We start from the raw sequence: 18,243 nt of genomic DNA on the forward strand, positions 1-18,243 counted from the left end.
GAAATCGAATTCTAACGAATTACCGATTTCTGTCCCACTCTCTTTTCTTCTATCACAGTAGCTTAAAATTCACTTGGTGTTTCGAAATACTTTTCTGTTTTAAAGAGGCTTCTTTCCCTTTTCTATCAAAAAATATGTTATACTAATTAATAGTAATAAGAGGAAGTATAGACATGATTACAAAGGAAGATTACCAGTTGGTCCGCTCGCATCCAGCCTTCTCTGCGTTGCCAGTGGAGCTATTTGATAAATTAGCTGTTGAAATTCATGCTAGGGATATCCAAAAAGGACAAATTTTATTTTATGCAGGAGATAAGCGGGATCGCATTTTTCTTCTTTCAAAAGGCTTTGCTCGCATTGAGCAATTCGATTCGTCTGATCAATTTTCCTATATGGATTATATCAAGAAAGGGGCCCTGTTCCCTTATGGTGGGATGTTTCAGGATGAGCGTTACCACTATACAGCTAGTGCGGTGACAGATTTGCGTTGTTTCGTTATCCCCGTCAACCTCTATGAATTATCTGCCCAAGAGAGTAAGGAGCAGTTGCTCTTTATTACGAGAAAGCTCTCGTCAATTTTAGAATTTCAAGAGTTGCGTCTACGTAATGTCGTGACAGCTAGTGCCAGTGAGCGTGTGGTTCAATCTTTAGCTATCTTGTGCAAGGACTATGAAAGTTTAGGAAATCAACTTCCATTTCCAATCAGTATGAAGGAAATGGCCAAATTAGCGGCTACAACCCGAGAAACCGTCAATCAAGTTTTAAAGAAACTCATCGATTCTCATAAGATACAGTATGAGAGAAAACAATTAACCTTTCTAGATACAGCCTACTTTTTAAAGAGTTTTAAAGAGATCAATTAATTTGTTGATCTTTTTTATTTTTTCAAAAAAATATATATTCATAAAAACAATATAAAAGACAAAATATGCAAAGAAAACGCTTCATATTAACTAAAAAATAGGAAGAATTCAAAAAAATGCCAAATTCTTTGCATTAAAAAAGTAGAATCCTTCATGAAAGCGGTAACAATAAAGGATATAATAACAATTGTAATAAAGCTTATGAACAAGCTCGAAGAAAAAGGAGGACTATAGATGTCTACACACCCAATTCATGTTTTCTCAGAAATTGGAAAACTGAAAAAAGTTTGTTTGCACCGTCCAGGTAAAGAGTTGGAAAACTTGATGCCTGACTACCTTGAACGTCTTCTTTTTGATGATATTCCTTTCTTGGAAGATGCTCAAAAAGAACACGACGCATTTGCTGAAGCACTTCGTAACGAAGGTATTGAAGTACTTTATCTTGAACAGTTAGCTGCTGAGTCATTGACTTCTCCAGAAATTCGCGATCAGTTCATCGAAGAATACCTTGAAGAAGCGAACATTCGTGGACGCCAAACAAAAATTGCGATCCGTGAATTGCTTCACAGCATTGAAGACAACCAAGAATTGGTTGAAAAAACAATGGCAGGGGTTCAAAAAGCTGAACTTCCAGAAATTCCTGAAGAAGCAAAAGGATTGACAGACCTTGTTGAATCTGACTATCCATTTGCTATCGACCCAATGCCAAACTTGTACTTCACACGTGACCCGTTTGCGACAATTGGTAATGCAGTATCATTGAACCACATGTACGCAGATACACGTAACCGTGAAACTTTGTATGGTAAATACATCTTCAAATACCACCCAGTTTACGGTGGAAAAGTTGAACTTGTCTACAACCGTGAAGAAGATACTCGTATCGAAGGTGGAGATGAGTTGGTCCTTTCTAAAGATGTATTGGCAGTTGGTATCTCACAACGTACAGATGCTGCATCAATCGAAAAATTGTTGGTAAACATCTTCAAGAAGAACGTTGGCTTCAAAAAAGTATTGGCCTTCGAATTTGCTAACAACCGTAAATTCATGCACTTGGATACAGTATTCACAATGGTGGACTACGATAAATTCACAATCCACCCAGAAATCCAAGGTAACCTTCGCGTCTTCTCTGTAACTTACGAAAACGAACAATTGAAGATCGTTGAAGAAAAAGGTGATTTGGCTGAATTGCTTGCTGAAAACCTTGGTGTTGAAAAAGTTACTTTGATTCCATGTGGAGATGGCAACATCGTTGCTGCTGCGCGTGAACAATGGAACGACGGATCAAATACTCTTACAATCGCACCAGGTGTGGTAGTCGTATACGACCGTAACACTGTTACCAACAAGAAATTAGAAGAATACGGCCTTCGTTTGATCAAGATCCGCGGAAGTGAATTGGTTCGCGGTCGTGGTGGACCTCGTTGTATGTCAATGCCGTTTGAACGTGAAGAAATCTAATGTAGGAAATCGCGAGCTGGTCTTAGTGTATCAGCTCAGCCTTCTTACTCATCAATACTAGAAAGAAAATAGGAGACAATTAGAATGACAAATTCAGTGTTCCAAGGACGTAGCTTCTTGGCAGAAAAAGACTTTACACGTGCTGAGTTAGAATACCTTATCGGACTTTCAGCTCACTTGAAAGACCTTAAAAAACGCAACATCCAACACCACTACCTAGCTGGTAAAAACATTGCGCTTTTGTTTGAAAAAACTTCAACTCGTACTCGTGCTGCCTTCACTACTGCAGCCATCGACCTTGGTGCTCACCCAGAATACCTTGGTGCAAACGACATCCAACTTGGTAAAAAAGAATCTACAGAAGATACTGCAAAAGTTCTTGGACGTATGTTTGACGGTATTGAATTCCGTGGTTTCAGCCAACGCATGGTTGAAGAATTGGCTGAATTCTCAGGTGTTCCAGTATGGAATGGTTTGACTGACGAATGGCACCCAACTCAAATGCTTGCTGACTACTTGACTGTTCAAGAAAACTTTGGACGTTTGGAAGGTTTGACACTTGTATACTGTGGTGACGGACGTAACAACGTTGCAAACAGCCTTCTTGTAACAGGTGCTATCCTTGGTGTGAACGTACACATCTTCTCACCAAAAGAACTCTTCCCAGAACAAGAAATTGTTGAATTGGCAGAAGGATTCGCAAAAGAAAGTGGTGCTCATATCTTGATCACTGAAGATGCTGACGAAGCTGTGAAAGGTGCAGATGTACTTTACACTGACGTTTGGGTATCTATGGGTGAAGAAGACAAATTTGCAGAACGCGTTGCCCTTTTGAAACCTTACCAAGTAAACATGGAATTGGTTAAGAAAGCTGATAACGAAGACTTGATCTTCTTGCACTGCTTGCCAGCTTTCCACGACACAAACACTGTTTATGGTAAAGATGTTGCTGAAAAATTCGGCGTAGAAGAAATGGAAGTTACTGACGAAGTGTTCCGCAGCAAATATGCTCGTCACTTTGACCAAGCTGAAAACCGTATGCACACAATTAAAGCGGTTATGGCAGCTACTCTTGGTAACTTGTACATTCCAAAAGTTTAAGACTTAACCGTATACCAACAGCTATAGGGGCTGGACTGCTAGCTTTAGTCCTGCCCCTATTTTTTATAGAAAGGGAAAATTCATGTCAAGAAAAATCGTCGTTGCTTTGGGAGGAAATGCTATTCTCTCATCTGATCCTTCTGCGCAAGCTCAACAAAAAGCACTTGTAGAAACAGCTAAACACTTAGTTAAATTAATCAAAAATGGGGATGAGTTGATCATCACTCATGGAAATGGTCCTCAAGTAGGGAACCTCTTGCTCCAACATTTGGCTGCAAATTCTGAAAAGAACCCAGCTTTCCCACTTGATTCATTAGTTGCTATGACCGAAGGAAGCATTGGCTACTGGCTTCAAAACGCTCTTCAAAATGCTCTTCTTGAAGAAGGAATTGAAAAAGATGTGGCTTCTGTTGTGACACAAGTCGTTGTTGATAAGAACGACCCAGCTTTCGTTAACCTCAGCAAACCAATTGGCCCATTCTACTCAGAAGAAGAAGCAAAAGCAGAAGCTGAAAAATCAGGTGCAACTTTCAAAGAAGATGCTGGTCGTGGCTGGCGTAAAGTTGTGGCTTCACCAAAACCAGTGGATATCAAAGAAATCAATACCATTCGTACTTTGTTGAACGACGGTCAAGTCGTGGTAGCTGCTGGTGGTGGCGGTATCCCGGTTGTGAAAGAAGCAGATGGTAGCTTGACTGGTGTTGAAGCGGTTATCGATAAAGACTTTGCATCTCAACGTTTGGCTGAATTGGTAGAAGCAGACCTCTTCATCGTCTTGACTGGTGTCGATTATGTCTTTGTGAACTACAACAAACCAGACCAAGCGAAATTGGAACATGTGAATGTGGCTCAATTGGAAGAATATATCAAACAAGACCAATTTGCACCAGGAAGCATGCTTCCTAAGGTGGAAGCTGCCATTGCCTTTGTCAATGGTCGCCCAGAAGGAAAAGCAGTTATTACATCACTTGAAAACCTTGGAGCTTTGATTGAGTCTGAAAGTGGAACAATCATCCAAAAAGACTAATGAAAAATTAGGAAAAAACTAGTATTTTAAAGCTTATTGTGATAGAATAAGTTTATAGGTAAGCGTTTTACAAGAGACTCTTGTAAAACATCACTCACACTTTGTTGCGTTAGGAGGAAGACAAATGAGTGAAAAAGCGAAAAAAGGATTTAAGATGCCTTCATCTTTTTCCGTATTGTTGATTATCATTGCCGTTATGGCAGTGTTAACTTGGATCATTCCAGCTGGTCAATATAAAGTTGATGATGCTGGAGCCATCATAGCAGGTAGTTATGAATCTGTGAAACAAAACCCTCAAGGGATTTGGGATGTCCTGATGGCTCCAATCAATGCCATGCTTGGTAAAGCACCAACCAATGCAGCGATTGACGTAGCCTTCTTCATCTTGATGGTCGGTGGTTTCCTTGGAGTTGTGAACGAAACAGGTACCCTTGATGTAGGGATTGCTTCTATCGTTCGCAAATACAAAGGCCGCGAAAAAATGTTGATCTTGATCTTGATGCCATTGTTTGCCCTTGGTGGTACAACTTATGGTATGGGTGAAGAAACTATGGCCTTCTATCCACTTCTTGTTCCTGTTATGATGTCTGTTGGTTTTGACAGCTTGACAGGGGTGGCTATTATCCTCTTAGGATCACAAATCGGATGTTTGGCGTCAACATTGAACCCATTTGCGACAGTTATCGCTTCTGATACTGCAGGTATCTCCAGTGCTTCAGGTCTCTTGCTCCGCGTAATCTTCTGGTTCGTATTGACAGGACTTAGCACCTACTATGTATACCGTTATGCAGATAAGGTTCAAAAAGACCCAACCAAATCTCTCACTTATGCAACTCGTGAAGAAGATTTGAAACACTTCAACGTTGATAGTGGCGAAGAAATCCCTTCACAAATGAACAAGAAACAAAAACGTGTCTTGCTCGTCTTCATTTCGACATTCGTCATCATGGTTGCTGGATTTATCCCATTCAAAGATTTGGGTATTAAATTCTTTGAAAACTTTAACGAATCTCTTCATAAAGTTCCAGTGCTTGGTCAATTGATCGGTAACACAGATGCTCTTGGTACATGGTACTTCCCTCAAACAGCTATGCTCTTTGCCTTCATGGGAATCCTTGTTGGTATCATTTATGGCTTGAAAGAAGATAAAATCATTTCATCCTTCATGAATGGTGCAGCTGACCTCTTGAGTGTTGCTCTTATCGTAGCAGTAGCACGTGGTATCCAAGTCATCATGAACGACGGTATGATCACTGCAACAATTCTTCACTGGGGTGAAGAAGGACTGAAAGGTCTTTCATCTCAATTATTCATTGTCTTGACTTACATTTTCTACTTGCCAATGTCATTCTTGATCCCATCATCATCTGGTCTTGCTAGCGCAACAATGGGTATCATGGCACCTCTTGGTAAATTCGTCAATGTACCAGGTAGCTTGATTGTCACAGCTTACCAATCTGCATCTGGTGTCTTGAACTTGATCGCACCAACTTCAGGTATCGTAATGGGAGCTCTTGCTCTTGGACGTGTTGACTTGAGTGCATGGTGGAAATTCATGGGTAAATTGGTCGTAGCGATTGTTGTGATCACTATTGCCCTTCTTCTACTAGGAACTGTGGTTCCATTCTTGCAATAGAATAAAGTAGGTGTTTCATGAAAAAAAGAATTAAGGACGATGTGAAAGAGCAGTTTTTAAACTCTCTTCAAACCATCATTTCTTACCCTTCTGTGTTAAATGAAGGGGAAAATGGAACACCGTTTGGACAAGCTATCCAAGATGTCCTAGAAAAAACCTTAGAGCTTGCTCAAGAATTAGGTTTTCAAACATATATAGATCCTGAAGGATACTATGGATATGCAGAGATCGGTCAGGGGGAAGAACTCCTGGCCGTTCTTTGTCACTTGGATGTTGTTCCAGCCGGTGATCTTAAAGATTGGCAAACGCCACCCTTTGAAGCGACTGTTGTCGGTGACTATCTAGTAGGTCGTGGTGTACAGGATGATAAGGGGCCGTCACTCGCTGCTCTCTATGCAGTTAAGAGTTTGCTGGATGATGGCATCCAGTTTACCAAACGAATCCGCTTTATCTTTGGGACGGATGAAGAAACCTTGTGGCGGTGTATGAACCGCTACAATCAAATTGAAGAACAAGCGGATCTTGGGTTTGCACCGGATTCTTCTTTCCCATTAACCTATGCTGAAAAAGGCTTGTTACAAGTGAAATTGCATGGCCCAGGTTGGGATGATCTTCCTTTACAGGCTGGTCAGGCCCTCAATGTTGTTCCAGATAAAGCGACCTATGCTGGTCATCGTTTGGAAGAGTTGCTTCCTGTTTTGGATCAAAGTGGGGTTCAGTATAGCCAAACAGAAAATTCTGTAACGGTTATGGGCGTTTCCAAGCACTCCAAAGATGCAGCCGAAGGAGTGAATGCCATTGTCGGTTTAGCGGAAAGTCTGTCCCTCATCCAACCCCACCCAGCCTTGCTCTTTATTGCAGATGCTGTTGGTGAGGATGCAACTGGAGAAGCCCTATTTGGAAAAATTACAGATGAACCAAGTGGGGATCTTTCCTTCAATCTTGCGACCCTTGTGATCGATCAAGAACAATCGGAAATCGGAATTGATATTCGGATCCCCGTCTTAGCAGACAAGGATGCCTTGGTAGCTCGTTTGCGAGAAATTGCAGCTAGTTATCAGTTGGAATATGAAGAGTTTGATTATTTAGCTCCTTTATATGTTCCTTTGGATAGTCCTTTAGTCAGCTCTTTGATGGCCGTCTATCAGGAAGAAACTGGTGATAAGACACCAGCTATGTCTTCTGGTGGTGCGACATTTGCGCGGACCATGGAAAATTGTGTCGCTTTCGGGGCTCTTTTCCCAGGTGCAGAACAGACCGAGCACCAAGCCAATGAACGTGCAAAAATTGACGATCTATACGCTGCGATGGAAATCTATCGAGAAGCCATTCAACGCTTAGCCACAACATAAAAAGTTTGGAAACTTGGTTTCCAAACTTTTTATTTACTAAAGAAGAAGGGGGGCGTGAATTCTTTTAATTTTTCAAAGCAATCCAAAGCTCCTTGGTTGTCTTCGCAGATAACCAAACAGACATCGTCTCCACAGATGGTAGCTACAATTTCTTGGAGTTCCAATGCATCTAAGATCGCTCCAAAGGATTGGGCAAGACCTGGAAGAGTTTTTACAACGACCTGGTTTTGAACCGGCCGCAACATGACTAAGGCATCTTCCATATACATCCGCAGTCGCTTTTCCCAACGGGAAGGAGCGATGGTGTTCATGGCATAGTAGGAACTATCCCCCTCGTTAATTTTTACTAGATTCAAGGATTTGACATCCCGTGAAAGCGTGGACTGGGTAACGAGAACACCATTGGCTTCTAAGGCTTCCTGGAGTTCTTGTTGGGTATGAATCCTACGCTCAGAAATGATCGAGCGGATCAAGCGATGGCGGCTTTCAATTTTATTCATGAGAGACTCCTTTACTTGATGAACATAGCATCCCCAAAGCTGAAGAAGCGGTACCGTTCCTGAATAGCATGGTGGTAGGCTTCGAGGGTTAATTCGCGGCCAGCAAAGGCAGAAACCAACATGACCAGAGTTGATTTTGGAAGGTGGAAGTTGGTTGAAAAGGCGTCGACGACTTTCCATTCATAACCTGGTTTGATAAAGATATTGGTCCAACCTGAATCGGCTTGGATGTCTCCATCAAATTTATTGCCAATTGTTTCAAGGGTTCGAATAGAAGTCGTTCCAACAGCTACGATGCGTTTTCCTGCAGCTTTTACCTGACGAAGGGTAGCAGCAGCCTCTTCAGAAAGTTGGTAAAATTCAGAGTGCATCTCATGGTCTTCAAGATTGTCCACGGATACTGGACGGAAGGTTCCCAGGCCCACATGAAGGGTCAAATAGACCAGGTGAACCCCTTTTGCTTCAATCTTTTGGAGCAATTCTTTGGTGAAATGAAGACCTGCCGTTGGAGCTGCTGCAGAACCATTTTCTTTGGCGTAAACGGTTTGGTAGCGCTCGCGGTCAGCAAGTTTTTCGTGAATATAGGGAGGAAGTGGCATTTCACCAAGGCTTTCTAGAACTTCTAAAAAGATCCCTTGGTAGTGGAAGCGAACGATACGGCCTCCGTGCTCTAATTCTTCCTCAACGGTTGCGGTCAACCGACCATCTCCGAAGCTGACTGTGGCCCCTACCTTTAAGCGTTTTGCAGGTTTTGCCAAGACTTCCCAACAGTCATCTTGCGTATTTTTAAGGAGAAGGAATTCGACGTGACCACCTGTTTCTGGTTTGACTCCATGAAGGCGGGCTGGTAGAACGCGCGTATTGTTCATGACAAGAGCATCTCCTGGCTCCAATTCATCCAAAATTGCATCAAAATGACGGTCTTGGAATTGCCCTGTTTTTCGATCGAGGATCAAGAGTTTAGAGGCATCTCGTTTTTCAAGAGGGGTTTGAGCAATCAGTTCTTCAGGCAAATCAAAGTCAAAGTCGTTAGTATTCATTTGCGCTCCTTTTATAATAAATTTGTGAGTAGATAGATGGTAGTCCCGACAGCTAAGAGCATCAGGCTGATTCCCATCAAAAAGATCAGGACCTTGAGAATCTTTCTTTGATGAATCAAGAAAGATAAGAGAAAGACAAGGAGTCCGATCAAAAAAATGATGAATAATAGTGATACAATCATACCTTTCATTATATCACGAATCGACTTGAAAATGAAAAAAATGCCAGAAAAAGATAGCGGTTTCACTTGACAAAAATTGGTCTATACCATATAATAAAAGCATAGAGAAATAGGAGGTCTATCCAATGAAAATTATTGAAGTAAAGGACCAAATTGAGGGTGGAAAAGTTGCCTTTGATATATTGAAAGAAACTTTAAAGGAAGGTGCTCAAACCTTAGGTCTTGCGACTGGAAGCAGTCCCCTTGAGTTTTATAAACAAATTCGTGAAAGTGATTTGGATCTGTCTAATCTAATCAGTGTGAACTTAGATGAATACGTAGGGTTGACGGGAGATGATCCTCAATCTTATCGGTATTTCATGGAGAAAAACCTCTTTGATGCCAAACCATTCAAAGAAAGTTATCTCCCATCAGGTGTAGAAGAATCTGCCGATCAAGAAGTGATCCGTTATAACAAAATACTCGAAGACCATCCAGTGGATCTTCAAATCTTGGGAATCGGACGCAATGGGCATATCGGTTTTAATGAGCCAGGGACATCCTTTGATAGTCAGACCCACTTAGTTCAGTTGGATGCCTCTACCATTGAGGCCAATTCTCGTTTCTTTGATAAGATCGAAGATGTACCAACCCAAGCCATTTCGATGGGGATTGCCAATATCTTAGCTGCGAAATCAATTGTCTTGTTTGCTTATGGGGAATCAAAAGCCCAAGCAATCAAAGGTACAGTAGAGGGTGAAAGGACAGAAAAAGTGCCAGCTAGTGCCCTTCAAGGACATCCAAATGTGACCATTATTGCGGATAAGGAAGCCTTGAGCTTGTTAAGTCGATAAAAAACAGGACCTATCGCCGATTTATTCGGGCCAGATAGGTTTTTTTCTGCTTCAAAATATGGTACAATACAAGTAATTATCTGCTGGGATTAGCTCTTTTCATCTACTGGGAGACAAGAGGAAAGGGCATGAGGGCTAGAAGCTTATTTTAGCCTCCAGCTGATTAGTCTGTTATAAAGGAAAAGTTTATGATAAAAAAATATTTGATCCATATTTGCCTCCTTCTGAGTCTCTTATGCCAGCCAGTTCTAGCGAGTGCGGATGAATTGGTAGATATGGCGCAAAAGATGTATCCAAATGACAATGTCCAAGCTATAAACCGTCCACATTCTTCGCTCATCATTGACGGCAATACGGGAAATGTTCTTTGGAAAGACAATATCGATGAAGCCAGAGATCCGGCCAGCATGAGTAAGCTCATGACGCTCTATCTCTTGTTTGAAGATATGGCAAATGGCAAGATCAGTAAGGATACAGTGATCAAGGCGACCGCTTCAGACCAAGCGATCGGAAAGATCTATGAGATCTCCAACAATAATATTGTTGCTGGGGTAGACTACACAATTCCTGAGTTGATTACCATGACAGTGGTTCCATCCTCAAATGTATCGACCCTCATGTTGGCCAATCTCATGTCCAACAATGATCCAGATGCCTTTATCGAGCGCATGAATGCCAAGGCTAAGGAATTAGGGATGACCAATACGGTCTGGAATAACCCGAGTGGGGCGGCCATCTCCACCTTGCAGGGCTACTATCAGGTCAACAATTATCCAAATGATGCGGCCAACCAGACAACTGCGCGTGATTTAGGGATTCTGGTTTATCATTTTATCAATCAATACCCAGATATTTTAAACTATACCAATCAAGCACAAGTCACGGTCAAAAAAGGGACTCCATATGAGGAAACCTTTGATACCTACAATTATTCATTGCCAGGAGCCAAGTATGCCTTGAAAGGTGTGGATGGTTTGAAAACTGGTTCAAGCCCTCGTGGAGCTTTCAACTATATCGCGACCATCAAACGGGGCAATCAGCGCTTAATTGCTGTCATTATGGGCGTAGGAGATTGGGCAGACCAAGATGGGGAATATTACCGTCACCCGTTTGGCAATGCCTTGATCGAAAAAGCCTATAAAGATTTTGGCTATAAAAAATTGCTAGATGCAGGTGTCCAGAAGATTGACGGCAAGACCTATACACTTGAAAAACCCTTCTATGCAACGGTCAAAAAAGGTGCTAAAGAACCGACCCTTGCGGTAAAAGATGGCTATCTGACAGTAGATAATGATCTCTACACGTTGTCTGAAGGTATCCGAGATGATATGAAGGTAGAAGAAGGGGCCAAGCCAGAGCTTGTCAAAGAAACAGCAAGTGGGAAAAAGACAACGGCTAAGCACAGTAAATGGCTTTCGCTGGATCACTTCCTGATCTTGATTCCAATTCTCATTCTTGTCATCATTCTCTCGATTGAAAAACAAAGTCGTGAGAGACGCAAAAAAGAGGCTCAAAAGCGCTATAATAAAGAGTAAAATAAAACCTAACTGATTGTCAGTTGGGTTTTGTCATTGTCTCATTCCGATATTTTTAGAAAGGATTTATATGAAAAAATTCCGAAATTCTTATACGGCTTATATGCTACTCTATAGTTTTTATTTTATGTCCACATCTCTCTTTACGACTCTTATTTCCGTTTATTTGATGGGAAAGCACTATAGTGCAACTCAAGTGTCGACCTTGGTATCGGTTGCCTTTTTCTTATCTATGGTAGCCCAACCCTTCTTTGGGTATATCAATGAGCGATTTGGAATCGTAAAAATGACGACCCTCAGTCTGAGTGTGATCATTGGTGGTGTCTTCGGTTTTCTTTGGGCCCCCAATCTCTTTTGGCTGACTGTTTTTTACGGAATTGTTCTAGTCTGTTTGAATGGGACAGCTCCCATGATGGAAGTTTTTGCAACGCAAAGTCCATACGCTTTTGGGAAGATTCGCGTTTGGGGAACCATTGGCTACTCGGTCGGTGTCCAAATAGCTGGCTGGGTCTATCATCAGTTTAGCCCCCAAGCAGTCTATTATACGGTTTTGATCACCATTGTACTCAGCATTTTCTGTCTAAGTGCCGTTCGAATGAAGAAAAAAGAGACAGTCGTAGAAAAGGAAAAACACCCTGTCTCTATTCGTCCTCTTCTTCACAATGGACCTTATCTCTTCTTTATTGTGTTGATTGGGTTGGCTTCAGGGGTTGGAAATATTGGTCATACCTATATTCCTGAGCTACTCATGGATAGTGGTCTACCAGTGCATATTGCCTCAACAGTTGTGGCTGTCTCCGTCGTAGTGGAAGCCCCCTTGATCTTTTTCTCTGATCGATTCATGGACCACTGGCCTTTACGGGTTTTGATCGCTCTTCCAATCGGGATTATTTTTGCTCAATATGTTGTCTACGCTCTTCCAAGTCCTGCCTTCTTAAAAGTGCTTTTGACTCTTTTAGCCAAGCATACAACAGGGATGGTTTTGATTATGGTCTCCTTACGGTTTATTGCCCAACAGGTGAATGGCAAAGACTTGGTTCTTGCCATGGCCATTGTCCAAGGAGCTCGTTATTTAGGAACCATTCTTTTACAACCCCTCGCAGCCCTCTGTATTGAAAGAGGTGGTTACCAAGTCATGAGTTTCTTTTTAGCAGGGGTTGTAGGGATCGTCTTTTTGCTGAGCTTTGCCTTAAAAATGCCCCAAGGGAAAGCTCACGGACTTTTTGGTGGCAAAGTAGACTAATGAAATTGTTACAATTGTATGACTAATCATCGAGGAGTTGGACAGAAACACTGATTTCACAGTGTTTTGTCCAACTTTTTTGCTATTATTAAGAACTAGTGATTAATTTGACAGTCAAAGTATTCGATGGTAGAATGAGGTAAAATAAATATAAAGGAGACCATTTTATGAAAAAAATGATCTTATCGACAGCTGCTCTTTTGACGATTGTTTCCCTAGCTGCTTGTTCAAACAAACAAGACACAAAGAAAGAAACTTCAAACAGTCAATCAACGACTAAAGTGACGAGCAAATCTGCCAACACTTCAAAAAGTAAGGATAATTCAACAGATTCAGAAGATACGTCATCTTCTAGCCTCTTAACAGATGCTGAAATCAACAAGGCTAAGACAGTTGGAGACTTCAAAAAGTTGTTTGCAAAATTAATGGATCATTCTGTTTCTATTACTGAAGAAGCAGGCACTTCTGTGACAGGTTCTGCAAAAGAACAATACGATGCAATGATTAGTACCTTAAAGCAAGGATTAGAAAACCAAAAAGATATCTTTAATGAAGGCTTGGAAAGCATCGGTTCAGATAGTACAGTCGTTCCTAAAGAAGACCGTGAAGCTTTGATCGAAATCTTGAAAGATGCTCGTGAAGAGTTGGAAAGTACTCGTAAAGAAATGAAAGATATGCAGAAAGAATTGAGTAAATCTCCTGTTGCTGATGATTCTAGTGATGATTCAGATTCAGATTCTGAAGAATAAAAAGAAGAAAAGGTTGGAATTTCCAGCCTTTTTCCTATTTTTTTTCGAATGATATAGATGAGGAGGTGGGCCTATGTTTATTGCCATGGATAACAATCAAAAGCGGTGGAACTGTATGGAAGAGATCCCAGCTGTGACAGAAGGTCCCTTCTATTGCTTGGCTTGTCATAGTCCAGTGCGTCTAAAAAATGGCTCGGTTCTACGGGCTCATTTTGCTCATATAAAATTACAGCATTGTCCCTATCATCACGAAGCGGAGAGTTTTGAACATCTGGAATTAAAAGCTTGTCTTTATGATTGGGCCTCTAAGGAATCTAATACAGAGGTAGAAAGTTATTTAGCAGACTTTCAACAAATTGCCGATCTTTTGGTAGTAGACAAGAACTTAGCTTTGGAAGTGCAGTGCAGCTCCTTATCTTTAGAACGCTTGAAGGAGAGGAGCGATGCTTATCGATCCAACGGTTACCATGTCTATTGGTTACTTGGTAAAAAGTTGTGGCTCAAGGAAAGACTAACAAAGCTGCAGGCTGGCTTTCTTTATTTTAGTCAGAATCGAGGGTTCCATCTTTGGGAATTGGATCTGACAAAGAAAGAGCTACGTCTACAATACCTCATCCATGAGGATTTACGAGGGCGATTGCATTATCAAACAGAAATTTTCCCTTTTGGCCAAAGGTCTTTACTGGAAGTCTTACGGACCCCTTATCTTTCGCAACCCATGCAGCAAATGGCAGTCGAGCTCGATCGTACATTTTTAACGTATATACAGCAGCAACTCTTTTATCGTCACCCAAAGTGGCTGAAGCTTCAGGAAGAACTCTATTTGCAGGGAAACCATCTGATGGAACTGGGGCTGGATTTCTTTTATCCTCTTTGTCGTCCGATCCTTTCACAGAACTTGCTTCAAATTGAAGAGGATGTAGAAGATTACTACCAGCAGTTTATGACCTATTATCAGTCGCAAGGGATCCAACCTGTTCAGATCCTTTATCCCCCACGTTTTTATGCTCAGCAGAAAAGCTAACTTTCTAAGATAGAAATCCTCCCGAAATTTTCATTTTTATGCTAAAATAGAACCATTGGAGGATTAATCGAAATGGTAAAACAACGTAATGAAATTGATGAAAAATACCAATGGGATTTGTCGACTATTTTTGCGACAGATCAAGCTTGGGAAGAAGCAGCAGCTAGCTTAGCTGCAGATATTAAAGCAGCAAGCCACTATGCTGGTCATTTGTTGGATTCAGCGCAAACACTGTTGGATACAACCAATGCATATTTAGAATTGAGCCGTCGTTTAGAAAAGGTCTACGTCTATGCCCATATGAAAAATGACCAAGACACACGAGTGGCTAAATACCAAGAGTACCAATCAAAAGGGATGTCTCTTTATAGCTTGTTAGGTGAAACCTTTGCCTTCTATGAGCCTGAATTCATGGCCATTACGGATGAGCAATACAAGACCTTTGTGAGTGAAGTTCCAGCCTTGGAACAATATGGTCATTATTTTGATCGTTTGCTAGAGAAAAAAGAACATGTCTTGTCTCAAAAAGAAGAGGAATTACTTGCAGGAGCTGGTGAGATCTTTGCGGCTGGGGGTGAAACCTTTGAAATCTTGGACAATGCAGATATTGTTTTCCCAACTGTGCATGATGACAAGGGCGAAGAGGTTCAATTAACCCATGGAAACTATATTTCTTTGGTAGAATCAAAAGATCGTGCCGTTCGTAAAGAAGCTTACGAAGGCCTCTACAAGGTTTATGAACAGTACCAACATACCTATGCTAAAACCTTGCAAACCAATGTGAAAGTTCACAACTTTAATGCCAAAGTTCGCAAATTCTCATCTGCCCGTGAAGCAGCGCTTTCTGAAAACTTTGTACCAGAAAGTGTTTATGATAGCTTGGTGGCAGCGGTCAACAAACACTTGCCACTCTTGCAACGCTATGTGCAATTGCGTTCAAAAATTCTAGGAATCTCAGACTTGAAGATGTACGATATGTATACGCCATTATCCGATACAGACTACAAGTTTACCTATGAAGAATCGTTGGCCAAAGCAGAAGAAGTCTTGGCTGTTTTGGGTGAGGACTACCTTTCTCGTGTGAAACGTGCCTTTAGCGAACGGTGGATTGATGTGCATGTCAACCAAGGAAAACGCTCAGGTGCCTATTCAGGTGGTTCTTATGATACCAATGCCTTCATGTTGTTGAACTGGCAAGATACATTGGATAATCTCTTCACCTTGGTGCATGAAACTGGTCACAGTATGCATTCTAGCTATACCCGTGAAACCCAGCCTTATGTCTATGGGGACTATTCCATCTTCCTTGCCGAAATCGCCTCTACAACCAATGAAAATATCCTGACCGAACGTCTGTTAGAAGAAGTAGAAGACGATGCAACTCGTTTTGCTATTTTGAATCACTTCTTGGATGGCTTCCGTGGAACCGTCTTCCGTCAAACGCAGTTTGCTGAATTTGAGCATGCCATCCATAAAGCAGACCAAGAAGGTACCGTTTTGACTAGTGAGTTCTTGAACAACCTTTATGCAGAGCTCAATGAAAAATACTATGGTCTTTCAAAAGAAGACAACCCTGAGATCCAATATGAATGGGCTCGGATTCCTCACTTCTACTATAACTACTATGTCTTCCAATATTCAACAGGTTTTGCAGCAGCTTCAGCCTTAGCTGAAAAGATTGTTCATGGAACACAAGAAGATCGTGATAAATATATCGACTACTTGAAAGCTGGAAATTCTGATTATCCACTCAATGTCATCCGCAAAGCAGGTGTGGATATGGAAAAAGAAGACTACTTGGACGCAGCCTTTGCGGTCTTTGAACGTCGGTTGAATGAATTTGAAGCCCTAGTAGAAAAATTAGGACTCGCATAAGATGGTAGAGTCTTATAGTAAAAATGCCAACCACAATATGCGCCGGCCAGTGGTTAAAGACGAGATCGTTGACTTTATGCGCACGCGTCAAAAACCGGTAGCAGGTGCCTTGGAGGAGTTAGAAGCATTCGCCCGCAAGGAAAATATTCCGATTATTCCGCATGAAACGGTAGCTTACTTTAGACTACTCCTGCAAGCCCTACAACCAAAGAAAATCCTGGAAATTGGGACAGCAATTGGATTTTCAGCGCTCTTAATGGCTGAAAATGCTCCCGATGCACAAATTACCACTATTGATCGGAATGAAGAGATGATTGGCTTTGCCAAGGAAAATCTGTCTAAATACGATCAGCGAAAACAAATCACCTTGCTTGAAGGAGATGCGGTAGATGTCTTGCAGGATTTGACAGAGACCTATGACTTTGTCTTCATGGATTCTGCTAAGTCTAAGTACATCGTCTTTTTACCACGAATTCTCGAACTCTTAGAAGTTGGGGGAGTCGTGGTATTGGATGATATTTTCCAAGGAGGAGATGTTGCTAAGGACATCATGGAAGTGCGTCGTGGGCAACGAACCATTTACCGGGGGCTTCAGAACCTCTTTAACGCGACTCTCAACCATCCAGATTTGACCGCTAGTTTGGTGCCACTTGGAGATGGTATTTTGATGATTCGGAAAAATGCAGAGACGGTAACCTTGCCAGATCCTAGCTCTTTTTAGGTAAATTTAAGGTATTCTCTCTAATTTGTGGTAAAATAGAAGAAGTTTAAAAAGGAACGGAGAATAATTTTCATGAAGAAAAAACTTGTAGCGGGTGCTGTGACCTTGCTATCAGTCGTAACACTAGCAGCGTGTGCCAATGGCACAAACAAAGATATCGTGACCATGAAAGGGGACACGATCACAGTTTCTGATTTCTATAATGAAATCAAAACCAACCAAGGTGCTCAACAAGTTCTTTTCCAAATGACCATCAATAAAGTCTTTGAAAAAGAATATGGATCAAAAGTTTCTGATAAAGAAGTCGATAAAGAATTGGCTAAACAAAAGAAACAATTAGGTAACCAATTCGATGCATACTTGGCGCAACAAGGCTTGACGGAAGAAACAGCGAAGAAACAAATCCGTAGCAATATGTTGTTGGAATATGCAGTCAACCAAGCGGCTAAGAAAGATATCAAAGAGTCTGACTACAAGGCAGCTTTTGAATCTTACACACCAGAAGTAACAGCACAAATTATCAAGTTAGATTCAGAAGATAAAGCAAAAGAAGTGTTGGAAGCTGCTAAAGCGGAAGGTGCAGACTTTGCCCAAATCGCCAAAGACAATTCAACAGATACTGCTACAAAAGACAAAGGTGGCGAAGTTAAGTTCGATTCAGGAACAGCAAATATTCCATCTCAAGTCAAAGAAGCTGCCTTTAAATTGGATGAAAACGGCATTTCAGATGTGATCACAGTTTCAGCAGGTCAAAACTATTCTGCTAGCTACTATATTGTCAAATTGAATAAGAAGACAGAAAAAGGTTCTGACTGGAAGAAATACGAAAAACGTTTGAAAGAGATCATTGTTGACGGTCGTAAGCAAGATACTAACTACATCCGTAGCATTATTGCAAAAGCGATGACCAATGCCAATATCAAGGTCAAAGATGATGCCTTCAAATCAACATTTAACCAATATTTGCAAAATATCGGTGTTCAAACGAGCGATAGCAGTTCATCATCTAAAAAATAGTTGACGGTTCCTTTTGGAACTTGTATAATGAAATAGTTGAGAATAAATCATTGTTACTCGGAATCAGAGAAGTGGCGGGGG

The 18,243-nt window shown here is 41.3% G+C and carries 16 protein-coding genes; 14 read left to right on the forward strand and 2 right to left on the reverse strand.

What is annotated here, in order from left to right; genetic code table 11:
• Positions 1–173: 173 nt before the first annotated feature.
• From ADG03_RS03450 to ADG03_RS03475, 6 genes are all read left to right on the forward strand, one after another.
• Positions 174–863, forward strand: coding sequence for a Crp/Fnr family transcriptional regulator (locus ADG03_RS03450; RefSeq protein WP_049472136.1), 690 nt, complete (start codon positions 174–176; stop codon positions 861–863).
• A gap of 234 nt (positions 864–1,097) precedes the next feature.
• A complete protein-coding gene (gene arcA / locus ADG03_RS03455; protein ID WP_006596658.1) occupies positions 1,098–2,327 on the forward strand; it encodes an arginine deiminase in 1,230 nt (409 codons plus the stop codon).
• A gap of 84 nt (positions 2,328–2,411) precedes the next feature.
• Positions 2,412–3,428: an ornithine carbamoyltransferase gene (gene argF, locus ADG03_RS03460; RefSeq protein WP_049472137.1), complete on the forward strand. Its 1,017-nt coding sequence runs from the start codon at positions 2,412–2,414 to the stop codon at positions 3,426–3,428.
• Positions 3,429–3,510: 82 nt separating this feature from the next.
• On the forward strand, positions 3,511–4,455 hold the full coding sequence (gene arcC / locus ADG03_RS03465) for a carbamate kinase (protein WP_049472138.1): 945 nt from the start codon (positions 3,511–3,513) through the stop codon (positions 4,453–4,455).
• A gap of 124 nt (positions 4,456–4,579) precedes the next feature.
• Complete coding sequence (locus tag ADG03_RS03470; protein ID WP_049472139.1) at positions 4,580–6,091, forward strand: YfcC family protein; 1,512 nt, start codon at positions 4,580–4,582, stop codon at positions 6,089–6,091.
• Positions 6,092–6,108: 17 nt separating this feature from the next.
• Complete coding sequence (locus ADG03_RS03475) at positions 6,109–7,443, forward strand: dipeptidase (RefSeq protein ID WP_049472140.1); 1,335 nt, start codon at positions 6,109–6,111, stop codon at positions 7,441–7,443.
• Between the two features lie 29 nt (positions 7,444–7,472).
• Here ADG03_RS03475 and ADG03_RS03480 read toward each other — a convergent pair whose 3' ends face one another.
• On the reverse strand, positions 7,473–7,943 hold the full coding sequence (locus ADG03_RS03480; RefSeq protein WP_003006364.1) for an arginine repressor: 471 nt from the start codon (positions 7,941–7,943) through the stop codon (positions 7,473–7,475).
• A gap of 11 nt (positions 7,944–7,954) precedes the next feature.
• A complete protein-coding gene (queA, locus tag ADG03_RS03485) occupies positions 7,955–8,983 on the reverse strand; it encodes a tRNA preQ1(34) S-adenosylmethionine ribosyltransferase-isomerase QueA (RefSeq protein ID WP_049472141.1) in 1,029 nt (342 codons plus the stop codon).
• Positions 8,984–9,290: 307 nt separating this feature from the next.
• On the opposite strand from queA, the gene ADG03_RS03495 reads away from it, so the two are divergent.
• The 8 genes from ADG03_RS03495 (at position 9,291) to prsA (ending at position 18,162) form a co-directional block, all read left to right on the forward strand.
• The gene (locus ADG03_RS03495; protein WP_003006372.1) at positions 9,291–9,998 is read left to right on the forward strand and encodes a glucosamine-6-phosphate deaminase; all 708 of its coding nucleotides are present in this window, start codon (positions 9,291–9,293) and stop codon (positions 9,996–9,998) included.
• A 188-nt stretch (positions 9,999–10,186) separates the two neighbouring features.
• Positions 10,187–11,533, forward strand: a complete 1,347-nt coding sequence (locus tag ADG03_RS03500) for a DUF1958 domain-containing protein (RefSeq protein ID WP_049472142.1) — start codon at positions 10,187–10,189, stop codon at positions 11,531–11,533.
• Between the two features lie 70 nt (positions 11,534–11,603).
• Positions 11,604–12,776, forward strand: coding sequence for an MFS transporter (locus ADG03_RS03505; protein WP_049472143.1), 1,173 nt, complete (start codon positions 11,604–11,606; stop codon positions 12,774–12,776).
• A gap of 167 nt (positions 12,777–12,943) precedes the next feature.
• Complete coding sequence (locus tag ADG03_RS03510) at positions 12,944–13,525, forward strand: LptM family lipoprotein (protein WP_049472144.1); 582 nt, start codon at positions 12,944–12,946, stop codon at positions 13,523–13,525.
• 73 nt (positions 13,526–13,598) lie between these two features.
• On the forward strand, positions 13,599–14,549 hold the full coding sequence (locus tag ADG03_RS03515) for a competence protein CoiA (protein ID WP_049472145.1): 951 nt from the start codon (positions 13,599–13,601) through the stop codon (positions 14,547–14,549).
• A 72-nt stretch (positions 14,550–14,621) separates the two neighbouring features.
• Complete coding sequence (gene pepF / locus ADG03_RS03520; RefSeq protein ID WP_049472146.1) at positions 14,622–16,424, forward strand: oligoendopeptidase F; 1,803 nt, start codon at positions 14,622–14,624, stop codon at positions 16,422–16,424.
• A gap of 1 nt (position 16,425) precedes the next feature.
• Entirely contained in the window at positions 16,426–17,145 is a 720-nt protein-coding gene (locus ADG03_RS03525; protein ID WP_049472147.1) for an O-methyltransferase, read from the forward strand.
• A 72-nt stretch (positions 17,146–17,217) separates the two neighbouring features.
• Complete coding sequence (gene prsA / locus ADG03_RS03530; RefSeq protein WP_049472148.1) at positions 17,218–18,162, forward strand: peptidylprolyl isomerase PrsA; 945 nt, start codon at positions 17,218–17,220, stop codon at positions 18,160–18,162.
• Positions 18,163–18,243: the final 81 nt, after the last annotated feature.

It is taken from the genome of Streptococcus parasanguinis, from assembly GCF_001069785.1.
Taxonomy (GTDB): domain Bacteria; phylum Bacillota; class Bacilli; order Lactobacillales; family Streptococcaceae; genus Streptococcus; species Streptococcus parasanguinis_T.

Bases quoted from the DNA above. Each gene is read 5' to 3' on its own strand.
- ADG03_RS03450 (WP_049472136.1), top strand. From the start codon at position 174: ATGATTACAAAGGAAGATTACCAGTTGGTCCGCTCGCATCCAGCCTTC.
- arcA (WP_006596658.1), top strand. From the start codon at position 1,098: ATGTCTACACACCCAATTCATGTTTTCTCAGAAATTGGAAAACTGAAA.
- argF (WP_049472137.1), top strand. From the start codon at position 2,412: ATGACAAATTCAGTGTTCCAAGGACGTAGCTTCTTGGCAGAAAAAGAC.
- arcC (WP_049472138.1), top strand. From the start codon at position 3,511: ATGTCAAGAAAAATCGTCGTTGCTTTGGGAGGAAATGCTATTCTCTCA.
- ADG03_RS03470 (WP_049472139.1), top strand. From the start codon at position 4,580: ATGAGTGAAAAAGCGAAAAAAGGATTTAAGATGCCTTCATCTTTTTCC.
- ADG03_RS03475 (WP_049472140.1), top strand. From the start codon at position 6,109: ATGAAAAAAAGAATTAAGGACGATGTGAAAGAGCAGTTTTTAAACTCT.
- ADG03_RS03480 (WP_003006364.1), bottom strand. From the start codon at position 7,943: ATGAATAAAATTGAAAGCCGCCATCGCTTGATCCGCTCGATCATTTCT.
- queA (WP_049472141.1), bottom strand. From the start codon at position 8,983: ATGAATACTAACGACTTTGACTTTGATTTGCCTGAAGAACTGATTGCT.
- ADG03_RS03495 (WP_003006372.1), top strand. From the start codon at position 9,291: ATGAAAATTATTGAAGTAAAGGACCAAATTGAGGGTGGAAAAGTTGCC.
- ADG03_RS03500 (WP_049472142.1), top strand. From the start codon at position 10,187: ATGATAAAAAAATATTTGATCCATATTTGCCTCCTTCTGAGTCTCTTA.
- ADG03_RS03505 (WP_049472143.1), top strand. From the start codon at position 11,604: ATGAAAAAATTCCGAAATTCTTATACGGCTTATATGCTACTCTATAGT.
- ADG03_RS03510 (WP_049472144.1), top strand. From the start codon at position 12,944: ATGAAAAAAATGATCTTATCGACAGCTGCTCTTTTGACGATTGTTTCC.
- ADG03_RS03515 (WP_049472145.1), top strand. From the start codon at position 13,599: ATGTTTATTGCCATGGATAACAATCAAAAGCGGTGGAACTGTATGGAA.
- pepF (WP_049472146.1), top strand. From the start codon at position 14,622: ATGGTAAAACAACGTAATGAAATTGATGAAAAATACCAATGGGATTTG.
- ADG03_RS03525 (WP_049472147.1), top strand. From the start codon at position 16,426: ATGGTAGAGTCTTATAGTAAAAATGCCAACCACAATATGCGCCGGCCA.
- prsA (WP_049472148.1), top strand. From the start codon at position 17,218: ATGAAGAAAAAACTTGTAGCGGGTGCTGTGACCTTGCTATCAGTCGTA.